This window comes from Streptomyces sp. NPDC004065 (assembly GCF_044903565.1).
Taxonomy (GTDB): Bacteria; Actinomycetota; Actinomycetes; order Streptomycetales; family Streptomycetaceae; genus Streptomyces.
In genome coordinates this window covers 94,794-117,723 of sequence record NZ_JBJDQT010000028.1, presented here as the reverse complement: position 1 = coordinate 117,723, position 22,930 = coordinate 94,794, and the positions used below count along the sequence as shown (strand labels likewise).

Below are 22,930 nucleotides of genomic sequence, written 5' to 3'. Positions count from 1 at the left end.
CATTCACTTCGAGAATAGTTCGAGCTATTCCGGCAATATTTGCCGAATCACCGGATTAACAGCCAATCCAGGGATCTCTGAAGTCAGACACGCATGCGCCTCTCGAAGGAATCCGGAAAAAGCACTCACGAGCTCTTCACGCTCGACAGTAACTCGCCAGGGTCGTTTTGATGAGGTCAAGGCAATGAGATCGCCATCGCGACACAGATGGATAACCTCTTCGCTCTCTGTGAAGCCGAACGCCGCATCTTCTCCTGATGAGATACGCCTCTCTGCGTGGGAGAGCGAAAGGGCCAGATCCACGAGCGTCACAAATCTTCGCTTTGAGATGACCTCTACGTCATCTACGAGCATCTCGACATTGACGCCGAAGCACTTGTAGCGAAGGTCAATCTCTGCAAGCCCCGCAGGATCGCCCTGCTTGGCCCCCTCCCAGGTCCTCCGCCAGGGTGAACCCGGCCCTGGGAGAGAGAAGGAAAGATGAATCATGGTTTCTCCTTTCAGGAACTCTCTCACCTAGAACGGGAAGGCGGTCACGACTTTTCCGTCATTCACGATCACGCGGATGCTAGTCAAATCTCCGCCCCCATTTGCCGGACCAGCCCTTCCGATGGTGTCACCGAAGTCCCACTCGTAAATCTGGCCGGGTCGTGGTGCTCCAGTAGCAGGGTCTGGCGTGTTCGGCTTGGGAGTGCCGCGATTGATGGTGTCAGCAATCCTCTGACGGACCTTCTTCTCCTTGCCGATGAAGATACCTGCCTCGTCGTCGACCAGCGCACCACCGGGCCGGTGACGGTCCAGAATATGCTGCCAGTCCCCGTTCTCCAGCGCCGCCGTTCCGCAGATTCCACTCGAATTGTGAACGAGGACCGGAGTCTGTCCCGCCAGCACATAGTACGTGTGAATGCCCTCGATGGTGAGGTCGTGGGTGGTCTGGTGCCTGGTGAAATGGCGGGTGGCGGAGACCTGGACCGTTTGGCCGTCGGCCGTACGCAAGGTCATGCTCGGACGCAGATTACCGGCGTCGACCCACGCGTGCTCGGACGGCGACCAGAAGGGGTGGGTGGCCGTGGCGATCACGGACCCTTCTGTCTTGCCATGGTCCGAAGGCGAGACCGTGAGGTCAACGAATTCTTTATCGTCTCTGGTGACGATCGTGTCGATGACCTTGCGCGTCATGGTCTTGCCGGTTTCAGGATCTGTAGCAGTTACCTCGTCCCCGGCCTCGACCTTTTCAATTGCTTTTGTTCTGCCATCCGCGAGTAGTACCTCGGTGCCGTCCACAAAACTGTGACACGAGTTCGCTGCGCGACGTATCCCTCGCAGGGCTGCGGCCGCTTCGCCGGCGAGGAGGATCGGTACCGCCTCGACGGTGTTTTGCATGGCACCGTAGGCGCCTTCATCGATACCGCAGCGTTTTGCGTGGTAGATGCAGTACGTGGCAGCGGCGAATTTGGCCTTCGCCAGGTCGTGCGTGTTCATGAAGATGGTTGCGGCCTGCTGGCATGCGGTGCGCCCAAAGCATGCCATCGCGGTGCGGTCGCCATCGCCAACCGGCGAATCCCAATAGCCTCCGCCATCGATACCGTAGCCGTACTGAACCCAAATTTGCTTCAGTCGGTCAGGCCCCACGTTCTGAGGAAGCAATGAAACGAGCTCAGCAGAATTCGTGTATGTTGTCCCGCGACTCGCAGAGTGGTGAGACGCACCTCCACCACAGGTGTAGTAGCAGTGGTCCTTGTGGGTACCGCCTCGAGGGACGCCGGTAGTTGATGTTATGTCGCCGTGGTCACGGGGCTCGCTGTGGCCGGTGCCGTCGTCGAGCCACATGCCGCTGGGGTCGCTGTGGCTGACGGGGCTGTTGTCGGCGTAGCTGTAGCCGTTGAGGGATTGCGGGTCGGTGGTGTCCAGGACGGGGTCGACGCTGAGGAACTGGCCGATTGCCGGATCGTATTCGCGGGCGCCGATGTGGGTCAGGCCTGTTTTTGCGTCTCTGGTTTTGCCCAGGAAACCCTTGTCGTCGGGCCAGGGGCCGTACTGGGGCTTGCCGCGGTCCTCGCCGAACGGGGTGGTGTAGCGCTTGGTGAAGGCCTGGGTGTCCCAGGTCAAGGCGAGGGTGGACGTGCCGTGGTGGTCGCCGGTCAGGTAGGTGAGTTTGTTCGTCCCCGACTCATTGGAGCGGGACGCGGCGGTGACGCCTCCGGCGCCGTAGTAGCGCTGAGCCCAGCTGGTGCCGTTGGCTCGCAGGTGCAGTTCGGTGGCGCCGGCGTAGAGGATGCGTTCGCCGTTGTCGGTGGCGCGGATCAGGAGTGAGCCGTTGGCGTCGTAGATGTAGTTGGTGGAGGCGCCGGCTTCGGTGAGTTTGGTGAGCTTGCCCTCCGGCGACCACTTCAGGTCCTGGGCTCCTGACGTGCCCGGGCGTGTGGTGGTGTTGCCGGCCGTGTCGTAGACGTAGGCGCGTTCGGGGCTGGTGCAGTCGGTCTTGGTTGTGGTGCCGGTCAGGATGTGGGGCTGGGTGGGCTTGGTGTAGCAGTAGGTGGTTTTCGCGTCGCCGGTGTTCTTGTGGACGGTTTCGGTGAGGCGCTGTCCGGCGTTGTTGTAGGTGTAGCTGGTCCAGTACGGCGCTGGGCCGGAGAGGCTGGACGCACTGCGGGTGTCGGCGCAGTTTTGTGAGGCTGGTGTCCAGGCTTCGGTCAGTCTCTGGTGGCCGTCGTAGGCGAAGCACTGGGTTTCGGCTGAGCTGCTTCCACCCGTCGTTGTCGGGTCGCTGATCGCGGTGACGTTGCCGGTCTGGTCGTAGGTGTAGTTCAGGTCCTGCAGCATGTACGGGTGTGTCTGGTCAGTGACATGACTGCGGAGCAGGCGGCCTGTGCCGGTCTCGTAGCGGTTGGTGACATAGATGTTCTTGCTGTCGGTACCGCCGGTGCCCAAGGTGAGCTGTTCGGGCTGGGCGAGTGCCGAGTACGACAGGTTCCGCAGGTAACCGGTCGATCCGCCGATCGAGGTCAGATCGCCCAGATCGTCGTACGTGAACCCGATGATCTCCGACTCCAGGCCGCCCATCGCGGGTTCTTTGGTGTACTGCTGGGTGCCGTCGATGTTGTAGTACGTCTCGAACGGCAGCGTGGCGGACTGGCCGGCCTTGACCAAGGGGTCACTGTCGGGGAGCCGGAGTTGTGTGCTGGTGGGCCGGCTCAGGCTGTCGTAGGCGGTGACGGCCGTGGTGTAGGCCATGCCCGCCTTGCCGCCGACATAACGGGTGGAGGACGCGGGCAAACCCTTGAGAACCGTGTCGTAGGTGTAACTGGTGAGCAGGTTGGCGTCCGTCTTGGAGCTGTTCCAGGTGCCGGTGGGCCTGCCGAGTTCGTCGTAGTCGGTCAGGATCGAGCTGCCGCGGGAGTCCGTGGACTTGGTGATCTGGTCGAGTGAGTTGTAGTCGGTGGTCGTTGTGCCGCGGTCGGGGTCGGTGGTGCTGATCTGGCGGCCGAACAGGTCGTACACGTAGGTCCACTTGGCGCCGTCGGGACCGGTGACGGAGTCTTTCTGGCCGTCCAGGGCGTACGTGAACTTCGTGGAGGTGTAGCGAGCGCCGGGGCCGGTGCCGAAGTCGCTGTCGGCCGGGCTCTGGGACTCGTATTCGCGTGATTCGACGGTCTGGCCGCGGGCGTCGGTGATGGTGCGGTGGGCCGAGCCGCCCTCAAGAGCGGTGACGGCCGTGGAGTCGCCGGTGTAGCTGGTGCTCGTGGACCACTTCTTCGTCCCGAAGACGTACAGGGTGCTGGTGGTGGCACGGCCGGCTCCGTCGAAGACGGTCTCCGTCTGGGTGGGGGCCTCGCCGTATTCGGCGCGGGTGTAGGTGCTGTTGGGCTTGCTGGTGCTGTCGAAGATGTCCGCGTACGTCTGATAGGCGAGCCCGCGGGTGTCGTAGCGGGTGTCGGTCAGCAGACGGCCGCCTTGCGGGGTCGGTGACTGGGTCTGCAGGGGGCGCAGGAGAGCGTCATAGAGGGCGTAGCTGGTGTTGTAGGTGTCGCCGTCCTTCTTCAGGGTCGAGGTCGACACCCAGGACGGGTGGGTGTGGTCCAGGTGGTAGGCGAAGGTGGTGTTGGGTGCTTGGCTGCCGCGGATCCGGTTGGGCAGCCACACCTCGGTCAGGCGGCCCAGGGCGTCGTAGTTCAGCTCGGTCTTCTTGGAGTTGGCGTCGTAGGTGCGCAGGGACAGACCGCGCCTGGGGTCCAGGAAGGTGACGGTGCGGTACTGCTTGGGGTCCGAGGCGATGGTCTGCGTCAGCGGCCCCGAGTCAGCAGGCGTGTACGCGGTTGAGGTCTTGTGTCCCGCGGTGTCGGTGGTGGTCAGTGGGCGGCCGAGCCCGTCGTACGTCGTGGTGGCGACGGTCTGCCAGCCGCTCGGCATGCGGTCGCCGTTGACGTCTGCGGTGGTGGCGTAGCCGGTGGCCCGGCCTGTCCAGGAGACCTCTCCCTTGGTGGGCTTCTGGGCTGCTGACCAGGAGGTGGCGCTCGGGGTGTCGAAGACCGTGGCGACGTCCGTGAGGACGTCACCGCGTGTTGCGGTGGTGGCCGGCAGGTTGAGTGAGGTGTCGACGGTGGAGCACTGGCGGGCGACGGTGCGGGTCCGGGAGGTCAGACTGGTGATGCCGAGGTCGGCGTTGCGCGCGTACCAGGTGCGCGTGCAGGTCTCGTCCCCTGCCTTGCCGATCTGGCCGTGGTCGTCGAATGAGCTGACCATGCCCAGGTCGTCGTAGCGGGCTGTGGTGCCATTGCTGCGCCAGCTGTTGGACGCGGTGAGGTAGGTGCTGGTGTAGGTCGTCGAGTCGTGGACCCACAGCGCGACCTGGGGGTCGGCGTCGGGGACGGTCTGGCTGGCGGTCTGTTTGTGGACGTAGCTCCTGAAAGTGGTGCTGATGGGCTGGCTGCCGTTGTACGTGGCCTCCTGGCGCAGCAGGCCCTTGTACTGCTCGCTGTCGGTGGCGGAGCCGAAGTCCACGTCGGTGTCGAACAGCGGCTCGACGGACACGGTCTTGGTGGTTCCGTCCTTGTTCTTGTCGCCGTCCATCCCTTGCATGTAGAGCGAGACCGTTTTGGAGCGGGTGACAGGCGTCGCTCCGGTCCAGGCGGTGACCTGGCGGTAGCCGCGCCAGTCCGACCAGGTCCTCTCGTTCTTCGGCGTGAAGGGGTCGTCGCTGTAGTGCCAGGCGGCGCCGCTGTAGTCGTAGGCGTACTCGACAGCCGCGTTGTTCGCGGCCGGGTCGGAGACCGTCACTGCCAGCACCCGGTACTTGTGGAACCAGTCGACGGAGGCGTTTTCGGCACCGTTGATGTGCCAGTACTGGGGATAGCAGGAACGGGTGTTGGTGTCCTGGGGCGCGTCCAGCACGGCGCTGCGCTTGCATTCCGCGGCGGACAGGGTGACGGTGGTGATCGCACCGGTCTCCGAGACGATGGTGGAGATGCGGGGCCTGGTCAGCGGCAGGATGTCGTCGGTGGCATCGACCCGGTTGGGCCGCATCTGGTAGGTGAAGGAGACCGGATCGAGCTTGATGCTGGTTCCGGCCGCCTTGCCGGTGCGGGTGAGCGACTTCAGCGTGAGCACCTGGTCGGAGCTGTCGCCGATGTCCATGCCGTCCAGGTACTGCTGCTCAAGCGTCCAGGAGTCCACCGGATCGTAGGCGCTGGTGCCGGCGTTGTAGGAGAAGCTGTCGATGCCGGTCAGGCGCTTCCGGGTGAAGAACGAGGGTCCGGACGCGTTGCAGTCGGAGTCGTCCTTCGAGCAGATCGCGTCGAACGGCACGTCCGGCCAGTTGTCGGCGGTGTCCTTCGTCAGGCTGGAGCAGTCGGAGGCCGTGCACCGCTCGGCGTACCCGAAGGTGACCTTGGCGTCCGCCTTGTCGGTGAACAGCGCACCCTTGCGCAGACCGTACTCGATGCGGTCGAGGTGGCCGCCTCGGGTGTAGGAGGCGGCGGCGGTCGTCGACTTGTTCTTCTTGTAGTAGTTCGACTCCGCCGTGTACCAGTACGTTGCGGCGTTGCCGTGGGTGTCCTCGACGTAGTCGAGATTCCATCGCCAGGCTTGGGTGAGGGCACGGTCGCCGAAGGCGGCGCCGCCGGTGTAACCGGGTTCGCCGGAATCGTCACCGAATACGGGGACCGTCCAGGTGGAGTTGGTGCGCTGGGTCGTGGCGCCGTCCAGCTTGTTCAGGCCGAAGACGTACTTGGTGCCGTCGCCGGTGACGACGGTCCAGTACTCGCCGTCGCTGTCGTCGTTGTCGGCCCCCGTGGAGCGGGTCACCGTGGAGGCATCGTCGTTCTCCAGATGCCACTTGCCGCTGTCCTTGTCCTTGATCAGACGAGTGGAATGGCCGTTCAGGACCAAGCGGGCGTTGTCGTACTTCCAGCACTGGTCGAACACGTCGTCGTGACCGTCGACGTCGCAGGAGTTGTAGCTGCGCTCGATGTAGGACTCCGTGAGGCCGAAGCCTTCACCCACCGGCGTGCCCTGGTTGTTGGTGGTCGCGGTGCGGCCGTCCAGACCGCCGGAGTCGTAGGACAGGGACAGCGGCGGCACCGGTCCGGCCGCTGCGGGCGGCAGGGTGAAGTCGTAGGACCAGGTGAAGGAGCCCGAGCTGCCGCCGGCCTGCCATGAGGAGGACGGTGACAGTGGTGTGGCCGAGTAGCTTCCCGTGCCCGAGGGCGATTGCCCGGTTCCCGAGGCGGCGGCTGCGACCGCGAGAACCGTCGTGGCCGGTGCGGCGCTCCGGGCGGTCGGCAGCGGCTGCTCGGACGGGCCGGTCGGTGCGGCGGACAGGTCGACGGTGGCCGAGACGGTCTGGCGGGCGATGTGGTTGTGCGACGGCAGAGGCTGCTGCTTGCGGCACTGCGGCCGTTGCGGAGTCGTCAGCGCACAGGCCGGGAGCCGCACCAGGCGCAGGCGCTGGGACCATCCGCCTCCCAGGGCGGAGGCGAAGCCGCTGTAGTCGACGCTTACTTCAGCGGTTCCCGCGGTGTCCGCGTCGGCGGTCAGCAGGACGCCGGTGACACCGGCCTTCCGGGCGGCCTTCTGGTCCAGCACGCGGACGTGTGCCGTGCCGCCGGCCGGGGCCTGCTTCTTTGCTGCACCCGCACGCTTGCTGGGGCTGACGGGCTGCGGGGCCAACGTGAGCGGGGTTCCGCCGGGCTTGGCCTTGCTCACGTGGCCACGCGCCAGTGTGAGGGTTGCCTTGCTCTGGCTGGGCCAGGTGGTCTTGCGTTCCCGGCCGGCGTGGCGAGCCTGGGCCTCGTTGGCCTTCCTGTAGTGGTCGACCTTCTGGCGGGCCTTCGTCGCGCCGGGCCCGTCGTACTCCTTGACCCTGCTGACTCGTGTTCCAGGCAGGTCAGGCCGGCCCAGGCCGCCGGGCTCGGCGGCCTGGGCCACCTGTGCGAGCCCCGTGGAAACCAGCAGTGCCAGAGCCAGTGACTGCCCCAGCAGTCGTACCGTGCGTCTGCCACGGAAACCCGGACACCGTCTTGAGGTGCCTATGCCAAAAGCCATGGTTCGCCCTATCCGATCCCTGGAGAGGAGTTCAGCAAGTCGTGCGCAGACCGCCGGGTCTGCCATGTCCCGGGGTGAGGGCGCTGCGTGCCAGGCGTCCTCACCCTGTCGCCTCAGTCGCCCACTGCTTCGTCGATCTGTTTCGAGCCGGCCATCGCACCGGCCCACAGCCGCACCTCAGCGATCCGGCCAGGCAGGTAGTGCTGCCAAGGTCCGCTGGTGACGCCCTTGCCGACCGCGAAGTCACCCGATCCGGTCTTCGCTGTGAAGGCCTGGGCCTCGTCGTTCTGCGTCGCTCCCAGGTAGAGACTGACGGTGGCGTCCTGCGCGTCGAAGACACCGGTCAGCCGGACCGGTCCGTCCACCATCGCGCTCTCGTCGGAAGTGACGGCGCTGAAGGTGCCGTCGGTGTTGAGACGGCCGAACCGCCAGAAGCCGACCGGTAGGGTCTTCTCCTCCATGGCGATGTCGTCCCAGACCGTCTGCTTGCCCGTCAGCTCGAACCACAGCCCCCACGACGACCCGTCGGCTGTGCGCTGCCCGAGGACCTGCCCGGTATAGCCGACACTCTTCCCGGCGAGCCGCTCCGCGTCGATCGCTGCCAGGGTGGTGACCGTGAAGGATCCCGTGTCGTCCACGACCGGGCCCGAGGTAGTGGCCGCGCCGGTCGCACCGTCCAGGACGATGGATGCGCCGTCCAGGGACGCGCCACCGGACAGGGTGAGGGAACGGCCGTAGCCGGAAGTGGTGTCGGCAACGGTGGTACCGCTGCCTTGGTCGGCCGTCCAATTGGCGACCAGTTCCACGCCCGTGAAGTCCTCAGAGGTCATCGCCCTGGCCTCGTCCGATATCTGCGCATCGGTGAGCGCCTGCTGCCAGGCCGTAACCTCGTCGACGCTTCCGGCGAGTGCGTCCGTGTAGCTTCCGCGCCACAGCACCCGGCCGATCTGCAGCGGCCCGCCGGCCTGCCAGGACGGTGCGACGGTGTCGCTTCCTTGCGGAATCCCGTTGACGTAGAGCTTGATCTGCTTCTTCGGCGCGTCGTACACCGCGGCCAGATGCGTCCACGCTCCCGCTGTCGCCGGCTGCTTGGCCACCACCATTTGATCGCTGAGGTTGCCGTCCGCGGCGTCCGTGGGAGACGTCCGCAGCGCCCATGTCCTGGACGAGCCCAGGTACGACAGGTAGAAGCCGCTGTAGTAGGCGCCGTCCTGACCAAGGATCGTCTGGTTCGAGGCATCGGTGGAGTTCAGGCGCACCCAGGCGGACACCGTGTACGAGGCTCGGGTGTCGATCACTCCCGCGCTGGTGGCGGCGTAGGCGCTCGTGCCGTTCAGGCTCAGGCCCTTGTCGGTGACCGGCTCCGCAAGCGGCGCGCCGTTGGCGTCATGTGTCAGCAGCCCTCGTCGACCGCGCTCATCGCGTACCGCGCCTCCCGTCAAGGCGGCACTGTGCCGAGTCGAGCCGGTGGCCGTCCCGGAATCGAGGGCGGCTCCGCTGGGCTCGTCGAAGTGCCAGCGGCCCACCGGGCCCACGCCTGCCGCGACGACGAAGTCCACCTGGGCCGTGTCTCCCCGCCTGCCGTTGCCCACATTGTCCAGCCCTCGCATCTGGAGGGTGGTGGTTCCCGAACGCGGCGGCACGACCTGCACCGTGCCGTTCGACGGCTTCCACTGGCTTTCCGTGGACAGCTTGTACTCGTAGGAGACGACGTTGCTGTCGGCGGGATGCGGAGCGAAAGTGAACGTCACCGGCACACCCGGCCCGCCTCCCGGGGCGCACGCATTGGGCGTGCACGCACTGTACGGCGCACCGACGGTGATCGAACCAGGCTTGGGCGCAGTGGAGTCGATACGGAAGTAGCAGTAGCCGTCCGACGCCGCGCTGCTGAGGTAGCTGGACCGGTCGTCCTTGTAGGACCAGGTCCAGGCGTGGTAGCGGTAGAGTTTGTTGTCGCCCAGCTTGGACCACTTCAACGCCACGACGGAGTTGTCGGCCACGTAGCCCGTCGAGGGACTCAGCGAGCCGTTGCCCGCTGGGGCATCCGACCACGTTCCGTCGCTGTTCTGGATGTCAAGGTCGAAGTAGACCCGCAGCTGTGCACCCGTCTCGCCACCCGGCGCGGTCTGCGCCCTGGCCTGGAGCAGGGGCTCGGGGTCGGACACGATCGCCGGGTCGCTCGAGCTGCGCTCGCACACCGGCTTGGCGCTCGTTCCCCCGCCCTTCACGCCTACATCGGTCGGCTTGCCCGGCAGACCTGTGAACACCACCGACAGCACCGCGTCGTTCCGGAACCGCTTCCAGGCCGAGGCGTCCGACTCGTCGTGCGCCCGGACCTCGAGGGTCAGTCTCGAGAACTTGCCGGCGGCGAAGTCCCTCACGGTCGGTGTCAGATTTTCGTTCGACTCGTCCGGATTGTCGTGGAACTCGATGGGCGCAGCCGCGCATCCGGGTCACACAGCGAGCCCCGCCCCGCGGAAACGTACCGGTCGACCATCCAGTCCAATTCCTTGGGCCGCGTGGACCAGGTGGTCGAAGACGAGATGTTGTTCGTCCGCACCAGGTCCACCCAGCGCGGATCGCACTGGAACGCCCACGGTTCAGTCACCCGGAACGTGGCGTCCAGGACCTTCTTGCCCTTCAGGCTGGACGGGGAAAACTCGAAGTAAAGCTTCTGCACATAGCCCGGACCGCAGTAGTAGCCGCCCCACGTACCGCACTTGCCCGCACCCTTGCCCTGGTCGTCATCGCCGTTGCCCCACCCGTAGGACTCGTAACCGTCACTGCGGAGAAGGGTGCGCTCCGACTCGCCCCACGCCACGGTGGGATCGATGAACAGCGGAAACGCCGAGGGCTCGGTCTTGGTGAGCATGTCGGCGTCCGGCACGACGGACAGCGAGTCGGAGGTGACGTCCACGTCCATGTGCACCACCGTGTCGCCCTGGCCGGGCTCCACACCGGAACCCGACGGGGCGGCCTCGGCAGGGTCGGCAGGCCCGGCGGGCTCGGTTTCCGCGGCCCCGGCTGCCTTCGTCACCGTCAGTTGTGTCTGCGTCCCTGTATCTCCGGCATCCCCCGCCGAGTCCCACATGCGGGCCGGCGGCGCCTTGAAGACCGTACGACCGTCCGCGTCGAGCGCCGCGAGGTTCCCGGCTGCCCCCTCGCGCACGCTCAGACCCTCGGACTTCAGGGAGAACGTCAGCTTCTTCAGCTCGTCACGGCCGGCTGCCTCGGGAGTCTTGACGACGAACACCGGTTGGAAACTCTCCGGCGTCGCGGTCAGCTTCAGGTCGACGCCCGGCAGCACGTCGGCATACAGAGCGCTCGGACCGTCCAGCTTCGGCGCCGGCAGTCTGCCCGGCCACCCCAGTTCCAAAGACTTCCCTGGCTCGGAGATCCGGGCCAGTGCCGCCGTGTCACCGCCTCCGGAGAACGTCATGCGGACTGCGGCAGCCTTCGGGGCCACGGATCCGTCGGTGCGCTTCTCCAGCGTGGCATCCGGCCTCTGCCAGTCGCCGTCGGACGTCCGCGCCCGCACGGGAACAGCCGACTCCGCCAGCGTGAAGGTGTAGCCGTCGGGATTGGCGTAGAGCGAGGTAGGTCCGCTCCGACCGCTCCCCCACCACCTCCACCCGCTCACCCGATGCATGCGCCTGCGTCAGAGCCCGCTGCCCCTCGGACAGAGTCCGCGTATCGGCCTGCGCTGCCGCGGCTGCTTCCAGGCCTGGAAGTCCCAAAGCCGCGATGCACGTGGCAAGCGCGGCCACGGCCGCACCAGCCGGTCGGCGCCGCCTGGGCCCACGGCCCGCTGCGGCACCACGGCCGCCCCACCCCACCCGCACAGCCTTCCCCCCACAAGCACAAGATCTTCAAATGTGGACCGGATTCAAATCCTCACCTCACGTTCTGTCAAGGAAGGAACACAGACCGCAAACACCCCACCATCACGCAAGGCCGCCAACTCACTCCGAAAAACACCGACGTCGCATGTTGCTCCACACACAGAATTCGCCGCATATCCCGCAGCAGCGAGAACGCGCCAACACCGACAGGGAATACCTGGGAGCGAGACCAGACTCGTCTTCACAAAAGACACTCGAACGACGGCCAATTGCGACTAAAACACCTATAGGGCTGCGACGTTGCGACAGCTTGACGCAACGTTCCAGCCAACTCGGACGCGTCACCCAAGGCCATGACGACCACTGTGGCGAGTAATCCCAACCCCGCTAATTATTGAATGTCAAAATACATCTCGGCGGACTGGTGAGGAGCATCACTCTGGGTCTTCACGACGCCGGGCTGCCGCGACAGCGGTTGCCGTCAGGCCGTCACCGGGCGGCCGGACTCCGCTGCACGGGTGCTGCGGCGCCTGACCGGGCCGCCCGAGCGGCCGGGCCCACAGCCGCTGCCTCTCGACTGGGCCATGCACTACGGTCGGGCCACCCTGCTCGGCGCCCTGCGTTCGCTCACGGCCAAGGCGGGCCTGCGCGGGTCCCTGGCCTCCGCCGAGTCCACCGTCGTCCGCCTCACCGGCGACCAGATCACTGGAGAACCCGACCGGCGTGGGGGCGCCACCCGCTCGCGGTGACCGCCCACGCGCGGTGACCCGCACGCGCCCTGCTCGAAGCGAAGTCCGTCGGTCGCCATCACCGCCGTAGTGGAACAAAATGGACACCACGGGCCTGGCGGGCCATGCGGCGGCACGGTGGTGCGCCAGGAGGACGACAGCCGGAAGGAGGCGCGTCACCATGCCCCGGTTCATGGACGTCCACCACGACATGAAGGGCATCACGGCCGACCAGCTGCTGGAGGCCCACAGGGCCGATCAGGCCATCGAGGAGGAGGAACGCGTCCACTTCGAGCAGGCCTGGGCGGATCCGGAGTCCGGCACGGTCTACTGCCTCTCCGAGGCACCCTCGGCCGAGGCGGTCCAGCGTATCCACGAACGCGCCGGTCACCTCGCCGACGAGATCCACCCGGTACCCCTGACCGTGTGAGCGACGAGAAACGGGCGGCGGCGAGACGCGGGGGTTCCCGTGAAGAAGGCTCCGCCCGCTCTCCTCGACCCACGGCTGTCTCCGGGGAGGTGAAGTGTGCGCGACACGGCCGCCGACCCTCGCTCCCCGGGTTCGGGCGCCGAAGCACTGACCCTGTCCTCCACCACTGCCTGCGCGAGACCCGTGCCTACGCCGGCGCCGTCTACGCGTTCTCCCCGGACGGGCGGGTACTCCGGCTCGCGGTACTGAGCGGGATCTGCGGAAGCATCGCCGCGCCCTGGGCGCGAGTCCCGCTGCAGGCCGCCACCCCGGCGGGTGACGCCCTGCGGCGGCGCGGTCCGATGTGGATCGGCAGCCAGGAGGAGCCGGCGCGCCGCTACCCGCAACTGGCGCTCGTACTGCCGCACCCCTTCACCATGGCCGCCGCGCCGATCGGCACCGGCTCGCGCGCATGCGGCAGTCTCGTACTGCACTGGTCCAGCGCGCACCCCGCCGAGCTGAGCACTGACGAGCGCGAGGCGATCACGCGCGCCTGCCGCCGCCTGGCCACGGTCCTCCGCCCGGCCGTGGAGAGCGGCCGCGCACTGGGCGGGTCCGAACCGCGCGTCGTGTGCGCCCCGCGCATCCGCACCGCCGGCCCGGCCGAGGCCCAGGCCGCGGTGGACTTCGCCGAGCGTCTGCCCGGCGGCGCCTGCGCGCTCGACACCGACGGCCGGATCACCTTCCTCACCACGGCCGCGGCGGAGCTGCTCGGGGTGGGCGTCCGCGACCTCCTGGGCGCCCGGCCGTGGGAGGCGCTCGCCTGGCTGGACAGCCCGGTCGCCGAGGACCGCTACCGGGCGGCGGTGCTCAGCCGCCGGCCGTCGTCGTTCACCGCCCGGCGCCCTCCCGGCCAGTGGCTGCAGTTCCACCTGTATCCGGACGCGTCCGGCATCAGCGTGCGCCTCGTGCCGGCCGACGCGCCGGACGACGTGTCCCCTCCGCGGGTGGTGCACCCCGCACCCGCCGCCGACGTCGGCCGCGCCTCCGCCCTGCACCAGCTGATGCACCTGCGGCCACGCTCACGGACGCCGTCGGTGTGCGGGACGTCGTCGCACGGGTCGCCGGCCAGGTGCTGTCCGCCTTCGGCGGCCAGCACCTGGCCCTGATGGCCGCAGAGGAGGGCAGACTGCGGATCATCGGATACCACGGCTGCTCCGCCCGGCTCATGGACCGCTTCGACGGGCTCCCCCTCACCTCCGGCATCCCCGCGGTGAAGGTTCTGACGACCGGCATCCCCGGCTTCTTCGGCTGCTTCACCGAGCTGGCACGGGCCTGCCCGCCCGCCGTGCCGCAGGACGAGAAGGCCGCCTGGGCGTTCCTGCCGCTGATCACCTCCGGCCGCCCGGTCGGCTCGATGGTCCTCGCCTACGACCGGCCGCGCACCTTCCCGGCCGAGGAGCGCTCCCTCCTCACCGCGGCCGCCGGGCTGATCGCCCAGGCACTGGACCGCGCCCGTCTCTTCGACGCCAAACAGCAGCTCGCCCACGACCTCCAGGCCGGCCTCCTGCCCCGCGGGCTGCCCCGCGTCCCCGGACTCGACGTGGCCGCCCGCTATCTGCCCGCCAGCTACGGCACAGAGGTCGGAGGCGACTTCTACGACCTGATCCGCCTCGGCGGGACGGCGGCCGTCGCGGCCATCGGTGACGTGCAGGGGCACAACGTGCAGGCCGCCACCCTCATGGGCCAGGTCCGCACCGCCGTCCACGCCGCGGCCGGCGCGCCGCCCGGTGAGGCCCTCGCCCGTGCGAACCGCCTGCTCACCGACCTCGACGCCGGCCTGTTCACCAGCTGCCTCTACGTCTCCCTCGATCTCTGCCGCCATCACGCCTGCCTGGCCACAGCGGGGCACCTCCCGCCGGTCCTGCGCCACCCGGACGGCCACACCCAGGTGCTCGAACTGCGGCCCGGGCTCCTGCTCGGTACCGACCCCGCCGCCGACTACCTCACGACGGAGGTCCCGTTGCCGCCCGGCGCCGTGCTCACCCTGTACACCGACGGACTCGTCGAATCCCCGGGCACGGACATCGACGACGCGATCGGCGCCCTCGCCGGCCGGCTCGCGCACTCCCGCGACCCGTCCATGGACGCGCTGGCCGACTGCCTGATCGCTCGAGCCCGGCGCTCCGCACCCCGCAGCGACGACGTCGCCCTGCTGCTGATCAGCCCGAGCGGCGGGCAGTGCTGAAGCCGTCGCGCCGATGCCACCCCCAAGTGGAGCTGACGCGTCCGGTGGTCGAGCGGGAGGGGCGGGGAGGCCGGCCCCTGCCGTTCCGTTCGGCCGCGGTGCACGACGTCACCGCTTGCGGAAGAATCGGGCGGGGGCAGGCGTGCAACGGCGAAGCCGCCCGGGCTCGTCCGCGACATCGTGCTCGCTGCATGCCTGGACCGGGGGGCGACCCGTTCCGGCAGTCCACACCGAAGCCCTCTCATGTCGACCAAGCGCACTCCGAAAAGTCCTGCTCGTTCCACGCGGCCGGGGGCGCAGCACGCCACCGCCCCGGCGGTCACCGCCGCCGACGCCGGCCTGTTGCTCATCCGGCTGACCTTCGGCCTGCTCATGGCCGCCCACGGGGCCCAGAAGGTCTTCGGGCTCTTCGACGGTCCCGGCCTGACCGCGACCGGCAGGGGATTCGCCGGCCTTGGCTACCGCCCGGGCAAACTGTTCGCCGTGATCGGCGGCCTGTCCGAACTGCTCGGAGGCCTCGGGCTGGCCGCCGGCCTGCTCACACCATTGGCGGCCGCCGCCCTGATCGGCGTCATGATCAACGCGATGGTCACGGTCAGCGCCGCCCACGGCCTGTGGGACTCGGACGGTGGCCTGGAGTACAACGTGTGCATCACCGTCGTCGCCCTCGCGATCGCCGCCATCGGCCCCGGGAAGCTGGCGATGGACCGCTTCCTGCCCTGGGGGGCAGAGGGCGGCTGGCCGGAGGCGGCCTTCGCCCTCGGCCTCGGCGGCGTCGGAGCGGCGGTCACCCTCGCCCTCTGAGCCTTCGCGCGCCCTTGGGCCCGCAGGATCGCCTCCACGCCTCGACACCTTGCCCCGTGCGAGGCCGAACCGAGACCGTACGGCACTCGACTCTTCCGCGGGACGGACCCGACTCTCTCAGTGAGCGTCCGAGGGGGGAGCCGGAATGAGACGAGTGTGCGGGGTGGCGTGTCTGGCGTTGGGTCTCACCGCGGTGACCGGGTGCACTCCCCCGGACCTGCCGCTGGTGGCGGTGCGGAACGGGGAGGACGGGCAGCCGGTGGCCGAGCTGCGGCCGTGCGGAGCGGACGAGACCGTCTCCGGGATGGGTCTGGGGAGCTGGCCGTCGGCGGAGAGCGACGCCCCCGTCGGGGAGGCCGCGCCCGGTCCGGCCGGTTCCGCCCCGCCCTCCCCCGCCGCACGGCCCGGCGTCGACGGTTCCGGCGGGGGCCGTACGGCCGAGGAGGACCCCGAGGAGGACAGCGGGTGGGAGGCATGGGACGCGACCGTCCACGGCCGTGTCGTCTTCCCCGTCTTCTCCCCGCCGCCCGCATGGCGCGTGCAGACCTTCGGCCGGCAGCGGCTGCTGCCCGGCCGGACCTACTCGCTGAGCTTCCGCGGGTCCGGCGGGTACCGGGCACACGTCCACTTCACCGTCGGCGACCTCGCCTCCCTCCGGCCGGGCCAGGTCTGGGCCGACGACAGGGCCATGAGCGAGGGGGACTTCGACGCCCTCGTCGACGACAAGTGCTGACGGCCGCGCCCCGGCGCGCCGGCGCCGCGGCCCGCGTCGTCCGTCCCGGTCACTCGAGGCAGCCGGCGTGCCGGGCGCAGCCTCACATGAGGCGCACCCGCCAGGCCAGCACGCCGGCGGAGACGCCGGGGCGCAGTGCCGCCCGCAGGCGCAGGGCGGTGGCGGTCACCGGGTCGAAGGAGACGGTGTTGAAGGTGTCGGTGGCGGTGCCGTACCCGGAAGCACCGCCCACCGGCTGCCAGGAGCCCGTGGGAGACCGGTGCTCCAGGTGCCAGGACTGCGGTACCCGGCAGGCGCCGTGGCCGGTGTCGTCGTACCAGTAGACCGACACCCCGCTCGCACGGACCGGCTCGGCGTACTCGTACTGCACCCACTCCTGTGTGCCGGTCCGGTCCCACCAGGTGAAACGGGGAATGGACTGGTCGAAGGAGCTCTCCGGCCCGGCAGTGGCGTTGATGAGCAGGGCCTGGGGGCTGTCCACGCCGCTGAAGGACGCGGTGCACGCGGCCCACTGGCGCGCCCGCCGTCCCGCGCCCGCCGTGGGGAAGGCCGTGACGCGCAGCCGTGCGGCGGCGGACGGGATCAGCGTGATGTGCTCGACCGGCTCGGTGGTGCGCGCCGGGCTCCGCTGGAGCGGGGCGGCCACGTCCTGGTCGTCGGCCCGCCAGGTGGGGACACGCCGCGCCCTGGCCTTCATGCGGACCGGGGTGCCGGCGTGGGTGAACGGGTTGGCGGCGCGGGCTCGGGTGTGCTCCAGGGTGAAGGAGCGGGTGGGGTCCTTCTCGTCCAGTACCAGGGCGTAGTTCCACGGCGAGGCCGGCCGGACCTCGTACTCGGGCCAGTCCGCCGTACCGGCGAAGCGCGTCCAGGTCTCCTCGATCCGCAGGGAGTAGGTCAGCGGCCCGTGGTCGACGCAGACCGCGTCGCCGTTCGCGCCCCAGGTGCGCACGGTGGTACGCATCGGCAGGCGCAGTTCCACGGTGTCGCGGTGGTGCCAGGTGCGGTCCAGCACGAGGTGGCCGCCGTCGTGGCGGGGCCGCACGGGCCGGCCGTTCACCCGCACCGAGGGCTCCCGGCACCAGCCCGGGACGCGCAGATGCAGCGGGAAACGCACCGTCCGGGGGGTGGACAGGGTGAAGGCGACGGTCTCGCCGAAGGGGTAGTCGGTGCGCTCGTCAACGGTGACCGTGGTGCCGTCGCCGACTTCGGCGCGCACCGAGCACTCCGCGTAGAGCGAGGCGCACAGGCCGCCGTCGGCGCCGGCCAGCCAGAGTTCCTCGGCGTAGTAGGGCCAGCCCATGCCGTAGTTGTGCGGGCAGCAGCGGTACTGGTGGACGCCGGGCATGTACGCCTGCATGGCGAAGCGGTTGTCGAACTGGCCGTGCGACTTGGGGGTGTTGTCGAGCTGGATGCCGTTGGCGGAGGTGATGTAGTGGACGCCCTTGTGCAGCGGGTCGAGGGCGGCCGGCAGCAGGTTCAGCGCCAGCTCCTCGCAGCGGTCGGCCCACACCGTGTCGCCGGTGATGCGGGTGAGCAGCTGGTGGCTGTGCATGAACTCGACGATGCCGCAGGTCTCGAAGCCCTGGCGGGGGTCGTGGTAGCCGCCGCGGGCGTTCTCGTCCGCGGCGAAGCCGCCGCCGGGGAACTGGCCGTACCGGCGCATCACGGTGTCGTAGACGCGGTAGGTGGCGTCGCGCAGGGCCGGGTCGCCGGCCAGCACGCCGTACTGTGCCGGTTCGCGGAAGCCCTGGGCCAGGTTGACGTTGTGCCAGGTGGGGATGGTGGTGGTGTAGTCGGCGCTGTTGGCGTGGATCTTGTGCACCAGGTCCAGCAGCCAGGTGTCGCCGGTGCGGCGGTACAGCCAGTAGGCCGTGTCGATGGTGTCACCGCAGCGGGCGGCGCCCCAGCCCTGCCCGAACAGTGCGGCGGGCTGTCGGCCGAGGTATTTCAGCCACCCCTGGAGGGCGGGGACGACGCGGTCGTCGCCGCTGTACTCCTGCCAGGTGCGCAGCGCGTCCAGCACCGGCATGTACGGCCAGAAGTCCGGGCCGCCGTTCAGCGCGGTGCGCAGCGTGGACGGGCCGAAGAAGCCGTCGGGCTGCCGGGTGGCCAGGATGCGGTCGATCCAGGCACGGGTCGTCTCCAGCGTCCTGGCGTCGCCGGTGACGTATCCGAGGTCGCCGAAGCCGCGCAGCCAGTACGGCAGTTCCTCCCAGCCGTTCCGCTCGGGCACGGCCCAGCCGCTGGTCGCCGGGTCGAGGTAGCCGGAGATCTCCGGCAGGCGCCCGGCGAGGCCGTTCAGCTGGAGGTCGAGCTGCTCGCGCAGCCAGCCCTTGGGGGTGATGCTGCCCGGGGGAAGGCGCAGGAAGGGCTCCTGGCGCAGCGGAGCCCGGTTGCCCGGGTGTCCGTTGAGGGGCCGGGCGGGGCCGGCCGGCCGCACCGGAGGCCCGGGGGCGGCCGCCTGTGCGGGCGGGGCCGGCGCCGCGGCCAGTGCGGCGCCACCGGCGACGGCCAGTGAGCCGTTGAGGAACGTGCGACGTTCCATGAGGGGACGTCCTTCCTGAACTGTCGGGGTGGACAGGGCGGTGGGACGGCGGGAGGGCGCCGGGCCGGCGACGGTCGGGGCCGGGGGCGCCTCGCGGTCGCGGTCGCGGTCGCGGTCGGGGTCGGGGTCGGGGTGCACCGCGGTCGCATCGAGGGCGCGTCGCGGCCGCGGGGAGGGGCGGGCGGCGCGGGTGGGTCGGCCGACGACGGTGCTCCGACCCGGCGTCAGCGCTTCTATAACGTTGCAGAGACGGCTGCCGAGTGGAATGACAGCATGCGCGCCCAGCGGTGTCCAGCCCCCGGGAATCCCGGCCGCCCACAGCCGAGTCGGACGCATTCCGGGCCCGGGCGGCGTCGCCTCGCACCGGGCGGGCTCCGGGGTTCCCAGCGTGTGAGGGAGACCGGATTCTCGCAGGTCAACGGCCGTATTTCCGGGGTCCTTCGCGGCCACGCGGCCCGGCTGGGTGCCTGTGACGGACCGGATCACTCAACGTCAACTCGTTGCTGCACAGGGTCTGGACAGGGTCGTGGGGCCCTGCTTTCATGCTCCCGCGCCGATTTTTTCCAACGTTATACAAGGCGGTTCGGTGCGCTTCCGGCGGTCCTCCCTGCTGTGTTGCGCTCCGGCCTCCGGCTTTGGCGCACCAGGTTCAGGCGTGAGCATTTTCCGTTGTGGAAAGGGTGAGCATGAGCCCAGGCAGACCCCGAATACCCTTCCTCGGCCGACTCGTCGCGTTGCTGCCACTGCTGCTGGGAGCCGCGCTGCTGGTGCCGGCCCAGGTCAGCGCCGCACCGGCCGCGGCGTCCGGCCCGTCCGCCGAGGCCTCCGACCTCGGCCTGCGCGGCGACTACTACCGGATGTCCAGCGGCACGGCACTGGACTTCGCGTCGTACACCGGCACCCGGATCGACAACTCCCTCTACGTCGACGACCTGCTGCCCACGCTGCGCGCCTACGCCGGCACCACCGACAACGTCGCGGTCCGCTGGACGGGCCGGCTCGACGTGCCGGCGGACGGCGTCTACACGTTCTACATCAAGGGCGACAACGGCTTCCGGATGTCCCTCGACGGGACCAGTGTGATCGACCACTGGACCACCGACTGGGACGTCCAGACCACCTCCGAGCCGGTCACCCTGAAGGCCGGCCCGCACGACCTGGCCGTCGACTACAACCAGGGCAACGGTGGCGCCTATCTGCACACCGAGTGGTCGGGCCCGGGCTTCGCCCGGCAGCCGCTCCCCGGCTCGGCGCTGCACCTGCCGGCCGGCTTCTCCCCCGCCGACGCCAAGGCCACGGTCACCGCGAGCGGCCGTACCGCCACGATCGCCCTGCCCTCCGCGGTCACGACCGTCCCGGCCGACGCGGCCAAGCACCTCGCGGTGGTCTCCCAGGGCAAGCTCTGGTCCGCCACGGTGGCCAAGGACGCCGGGAAGGCCACGGGCCTGGTGGTCACCGCCGGCAAGGACGACACCCCGGTTTCGCTCAACGCCGACGTACGCATCAGCTACGACGGCAAGGGCGGCATCACCACCGCCGACGGCGAACTCGGCCCCTTCTCCGTGGTCGCGCGGAACGACTCCACCTGGTACTTCGCCACCAAGTGGGCCAAGGACGTCTCCGCCGGCAACGCCCTGCCCGAGTACCCGCGGCCGCAACTGACCCGCAAGGACTGGCAGAACCTCAACGGCACCTGGCAGTTCCAGGCCACCGAGCCGGACGCCGCGCTGCCCACCGGGAAGCTCAGCGGGAAGATCCTGGTGCCGTACCCGATGGAGTCGGCCCTGTCCGGCGTCGCCAGGCACCACGACTGGTCGCTGTACCGGCGCACCTTCACCGTGCCCCACGGCTGGAAGGTGGGCTCGGGCAACCGGCTCCGGCTGAACTTCGGCGCGGTGGACTACGAGGCCTGGGTGTACGTCAACGGCAAGCAGGTCGCCCATCACACCGGCGGCTACACGGAGTTCAGCGCCGACGTCACCGACGCGCTGACCCGCCGCGGGCAGCAGACCCTGCTGGTGAAGGTCAAGGACACCACGGACGACCGGTACGCGCTGGGCAAGCAGTCCAGCAACCCGGGCGGCATCTGGTACACCCCGACCAGCGGCATCTGGCAGACCGTGTGGATGGAGCCGGTCCCCGAGGCGAGCGTCGACTCGCTCGTGCTCACCCCCGACCTGGCGGACAACTCCCTCTCGGTCACCGTGCGTCCCACCGCGCACACCCCCGCGACGGCGAAGGTGACCGCCACCGCCTACGCCGGCCACCGGCCCGTGGGATCGGTCACCGGCCGGGCCGGGACCGCGCTGCGCATCCCGGTCGGCAAACCGCACCTGTGGAGCCCCGACGACCCCTACCTGTACCGGCTCGAGGTCACCGTCGACGGCGGACGGGCCGGGAAGGACCGGGTCGGGTCCTACTTCGGCATGCGGTCGATCAAGGTCGCCGCGGTCGGCGGCGTCAACAAGATCGAGCTCAACGGCAGGCCCACCTTCGTGATGGCCACCCTCGACCAGGGATTCTGGCCGGACGGCCTGTACACGGCGCCGACCGACGAGGCCCTGAAGTACGACCTGGTGGAGCACAAGAAGCTCGGCTTCAACGCGGTCCGCAAGCACATCAAGGTGGAGCCGGCCCGCTGGTACTACTGGGCCGACCGGCTCGGCCTGATGGTGTGGCAGGACATGCCGAGCCGGATGACGGCGGCCGCGGGCACACCGGAGACCCGGACCTTCACCGACCAGGTGCACGAGATCGTCGACCAGCACATCAGCACCCCGTCGATCGTCATGTGGACGATGATGAACGAGGGCTGGGGCGAATGGAGCAGGACCGCCACCGGTGAACTCGCCGACGCGGTCAGGAAGCAGGACCCCTCCCGCCTGGTGGACGCCCACTCGGGAGTCAACTGCTGTGCCTCCAAGGGCGATTCCGGCCGCGGCGACATCATCGACTTCCACGACTACCACGGCCCGGCCAACCCCGCCCCCGACGCCGCCCGGGCGTCCGTCGACGGGGAGCACGGCGGCTACTCGTACGTCGTCCCGGGTCACATCCTGGGAACGGCCGGCGGCCAGGACTACGGTGACGCCGCCACCAGCACCGAGGAGCTGACCAAGGCCTACGTGGAGAACACCAGGAAGCTGCTGCAGCGCGCCTCCTGCGGGCTGTCCGGCTCGGTCTACACCCAGATCACCGACGTGGAGGGCGAGCTCAACGGCCTGCTCACCTACGACCGCGAGGTGGTCAAGGTGCGGCCCGGTCCGGTACGGGACATCAACCGGCAGGTCATCGCCGCCGGTGCCGCGGCGGGCGGGGTGAACGTCCCGCCGGGCACCCCGGGACCGGCCGGAGTGTCCTGGTGGCCGCTGCACCAGCGGACCGGCACGGTGGCCGAGGACGTCGCCGGCGGGCACGACGGCACCCTCAGGGGCGGCGCGACCTGGACCACCGGGCCGAACGGCGGCGCGGTGCAACTGGACGGCAGCACCGGGTACATCGACACCGGCGCGCCCGTCCTGGACACCGAGAAGAACGACTACTCGGTGGCCGCCCGGGTCCGGCTCGACGACAAGGGCCACTTCAACACCGCGGTGTCCATCGACGGCGACCGCAGCAGCGTCTTCTTCCTGCAGTACTCGCAGGCCGACAAGCGGTTCGCGTTCAGCTTCGCCGGCAGCCGGGCGCTGGCGAACAGCATCGGTGAGCCGCAGACCGGCAAGTGGTACCACCTGACCGGCAGCTACAGCCACCGGGACGGCACGCTGCGGATCTACGTGGACGGCGCCGAGGCGGGCTCCGTCCGCGCCTGCAACGCGGAGGCGCCCACCGGGAACCTGGTGATCGGCCGGGGCAAGTTCAACGGCGGCCCCGTCGACCACTGGAGCGGTGCGATCGCCGACGTCCACGCCTACGACCGCGCCCTGAGCGCGGCCGAGGTCGCCGAACTGGCAGCGCACGAACCCACCGCACCCACCACGACCACCAGGCGGTGACGGCCGTGGGAGGCCCCCGGCCCGTCCCGGGGGCCTCCCACCCCAGCCCCACCCCAGCCCCGCCCCAGCCCCACCCCAGCCTCA

General features: G+C 69.3%; 10 protein-coding genes and 1 pseudogene. 6 read left to right on the top strand and 5 right to left on the bottom strand.

Annotation, left to right across the window (positions count from 1 at the left end; translation table 11 throughout):
* Positions 1-24: 24 nt before the first annotated feature.
* The 4 genes from ACI2LW_RS26340 to ACI2LW_RS26325 all read right to left on the bottom strand — a co-directional run bounded on the left by ACI2LW_RS26340 (position 25) and on the right by ACI2LW_RS26325 (position 11,080).
* The gene (locus ACI2LW_RS26340; protein ID WP_404733690.1) at positions 25-489 is read right to left on the bottom strand and encodes a hypothetical protein; all 465 of its coding nucleotides are present in this window, start codon (positions 487-489) and stop codon (positions 25-27) included.
* A gap of 27 nt (positions 490-516) precedes the next feature.
* Positions 517-7,542: an RHS repeat-associated core domain-containing protein gene (locus ACI2LW_RS26335; RefSeq protein ID WP_404733689.1), complete on the bottom strand. Its 7,026-nt coding sequence runs from the start codon at positions 7,540-7,542 to the stop codon at positions 517-519.
* 113 nt (positions 7,543-7,655) lie between these two features.
* A complete protein-coding gene (locus ACI2LW_RS26330; protein WP_404733688.1) occupies positions 7,656-9,923 on the bottom strand; it encodes a LamG-like jellyroll fold domain-containing protein in 2,268 nt (755 codons plus the stop codon).
* Between the two features lie 8 nt (positions 9,924-9,931).
* Positions 9,932-11,080: a hypothetical protein gene (locus ACI2LW_RS26325; RefSeq protein ID WP_404733687.1), complete on the bottom strand. Its 1,149-nt coding sequence runs from the start codon at positions 11,078-11,080 to the stop codon at positions 9,932-9,934.
* 888 nt (positions 11,081-11,968) lie between these two features.
* Here ACI2LW_RS26325 and ACI2LW_RS26320 point away from each other — a divergent pair.
* The 5 genes and pseudogenes from ACI2LW_RS26320 (at position 11,969) to ACI2LW_RS26300 (ending at position 16,306) form a co-directional block, all read left to right on the top strand.
* Positions 11,969-12,133 carry a hypothetical protein gene (locus ACI2LW_RS26320; RefSeq protein ID WP_404733686.1) on the top strand — a complete coding sequence of 55 codons (165 nt, stop codon included), beginning with the start codon at positions 11,969-11,971 and terminating at the stop codon, positions 12,131-12,133.
* 160 nt (positions 12,134-12,293) lie between these two features.
* Positions 12,294-12,542, top strand: coding sequence for an SCO4226 family nickel-binding protein (locus tag ACI2LW_RS26315; RefSeq protein WP_404733685.1), 249 nt, complete (start codon positions 12,294-12,296; stop codon positions 12,540-12,542).
* A 341-nt stretch (positions 12,543-12,883) separates the two neighbouring features.
* Positions 12,884-14,769: pseudogene (locus ACI2LW_RS26310) on the top strand (SpoIIE family protein phosphatase).
* A gap of 243 nt (positions 14,770-15,012) precedes the next feature.
* Positions 15,013-15,573, top strand: a complete 561-nt coding sequence (locus tag ACI2LW_RS26305) for a DoxX family protein (RefSeq protein WP_404733684.1) — start codon at positions 15,013-15,015, stop codon at positions 15,571-15,573.
* 145 nt (positions 15,574-15,718) lie between these two features.
* On the top strand, positions 15,719-16,306 hold the full coding sequence (locus tag ACI2LW_RS26300; RefSeq protein WP_404733683.1) for a hypothetical protein: 588 nt from the start codon (positions 15,719-15,721) through the stop codon (positions 16,304-16,306).
* An 82-nt stretch (positions 16,307-16,388) separates the two neighbouring features.
* On the opposite strand, the gene ACI2LW_RS26295 is transcribed toward ACI2LW_RS26300, so the two are convergent.
* A complete protein-coding gene (locus tag ACI2LW_RS26295; protein ID WP_404733682.1) occupies positions 16,389-18,851 on the bottom strand; it encodes a beta-L-arabinofuranosidase domain-containing protein in 2,463 nt (820 codons plus the stop codon).
* A gap of 686 nt (positions 18,852-19,537) precedes the next feature.
* Between ACI2LW_RS26295 and ACI2LW_RS26290 the strand changes: the two genes are divergently transcribed.
* Positions 19,538-22,846: a LamG-like jellyroll fold domain-containing protein gene (locus tag ACI2LW_RS26290; RefSeq protein ID WP_404733681.1), complete on the top strand. Its 3,309-nt coding sequence runs from the start codon at positions 19,538-19,540 to the stop codon at positions 22,844-22,846.
* Positions 22,847-22,930 lie beyond the last annotated feature (84 nt).

What these genes read in the sequence shown, in the direction of transcription:
- ACI2LW_RS26320 (WP_404733686.1), top strand. Translation starts at nt 11,969, where the DNA reads ATGCACTACGGTCGGGCCACCCTGCTCGGCGCCCTGCGTTCGCTCACG.
- ACI2LW_RS26300 (WP_404733683.1), top strand. Translation starts at nt 15,719, where the DNA reads ATGAGACGAGTGTGCGGGGTGGCGTGTCTGGCGTTGGGTCTCACCGCG.
- ACI2LW_RS26340 (WP_404733690.1), bottom strand. Translation starts at nt 489, where the DNA reads ATGATTCATCTTTCCTTCTCTCTCCCAGGGCCGGGTTCACCCTGGCGG.
- ACI2LW_RS26315 (WP_404733685.1), top strand. Translation starts at nt 12,294, where the DNA reads ATGCCCCGGTTCATGGACGTCCACCACGACATGAAGGGCATCACGGCC.
- ACI2LW_RS26305 (WP_404733684.1), top strand. Translation starts at nt 15,013, where the DNA reads ATGTCGACCAAGCGCACTCCGAAAAGTCCTGCTCGTTCCACGCGGCCG.
- ACI2LW_RS26335 (WP_404733689.1), bottom strand. Translation starts at nt 7,542, where the DNA reads ATGGCTTTTGGCATAGGCACCTCAAGACGGTGTCCGGGTTTCCGTGGC.
- ACI2LW_RS26290 (WP_404733681.1), top strand. Translation starts at nt 19,538, where the DNA reads ATGAGCCCAGGCAGACCCCGAATACCCTTCCTCGGCCGACTCGTCGCG.
- ACI2LW_RS26295 (WP_404733682.1), bottom strand. Translation starts at nt 18,851, where the DNA reads ATGGAACGTCGCACGTTCCTCAACGGCTCACTGGCCGTCGCCGGTGGC.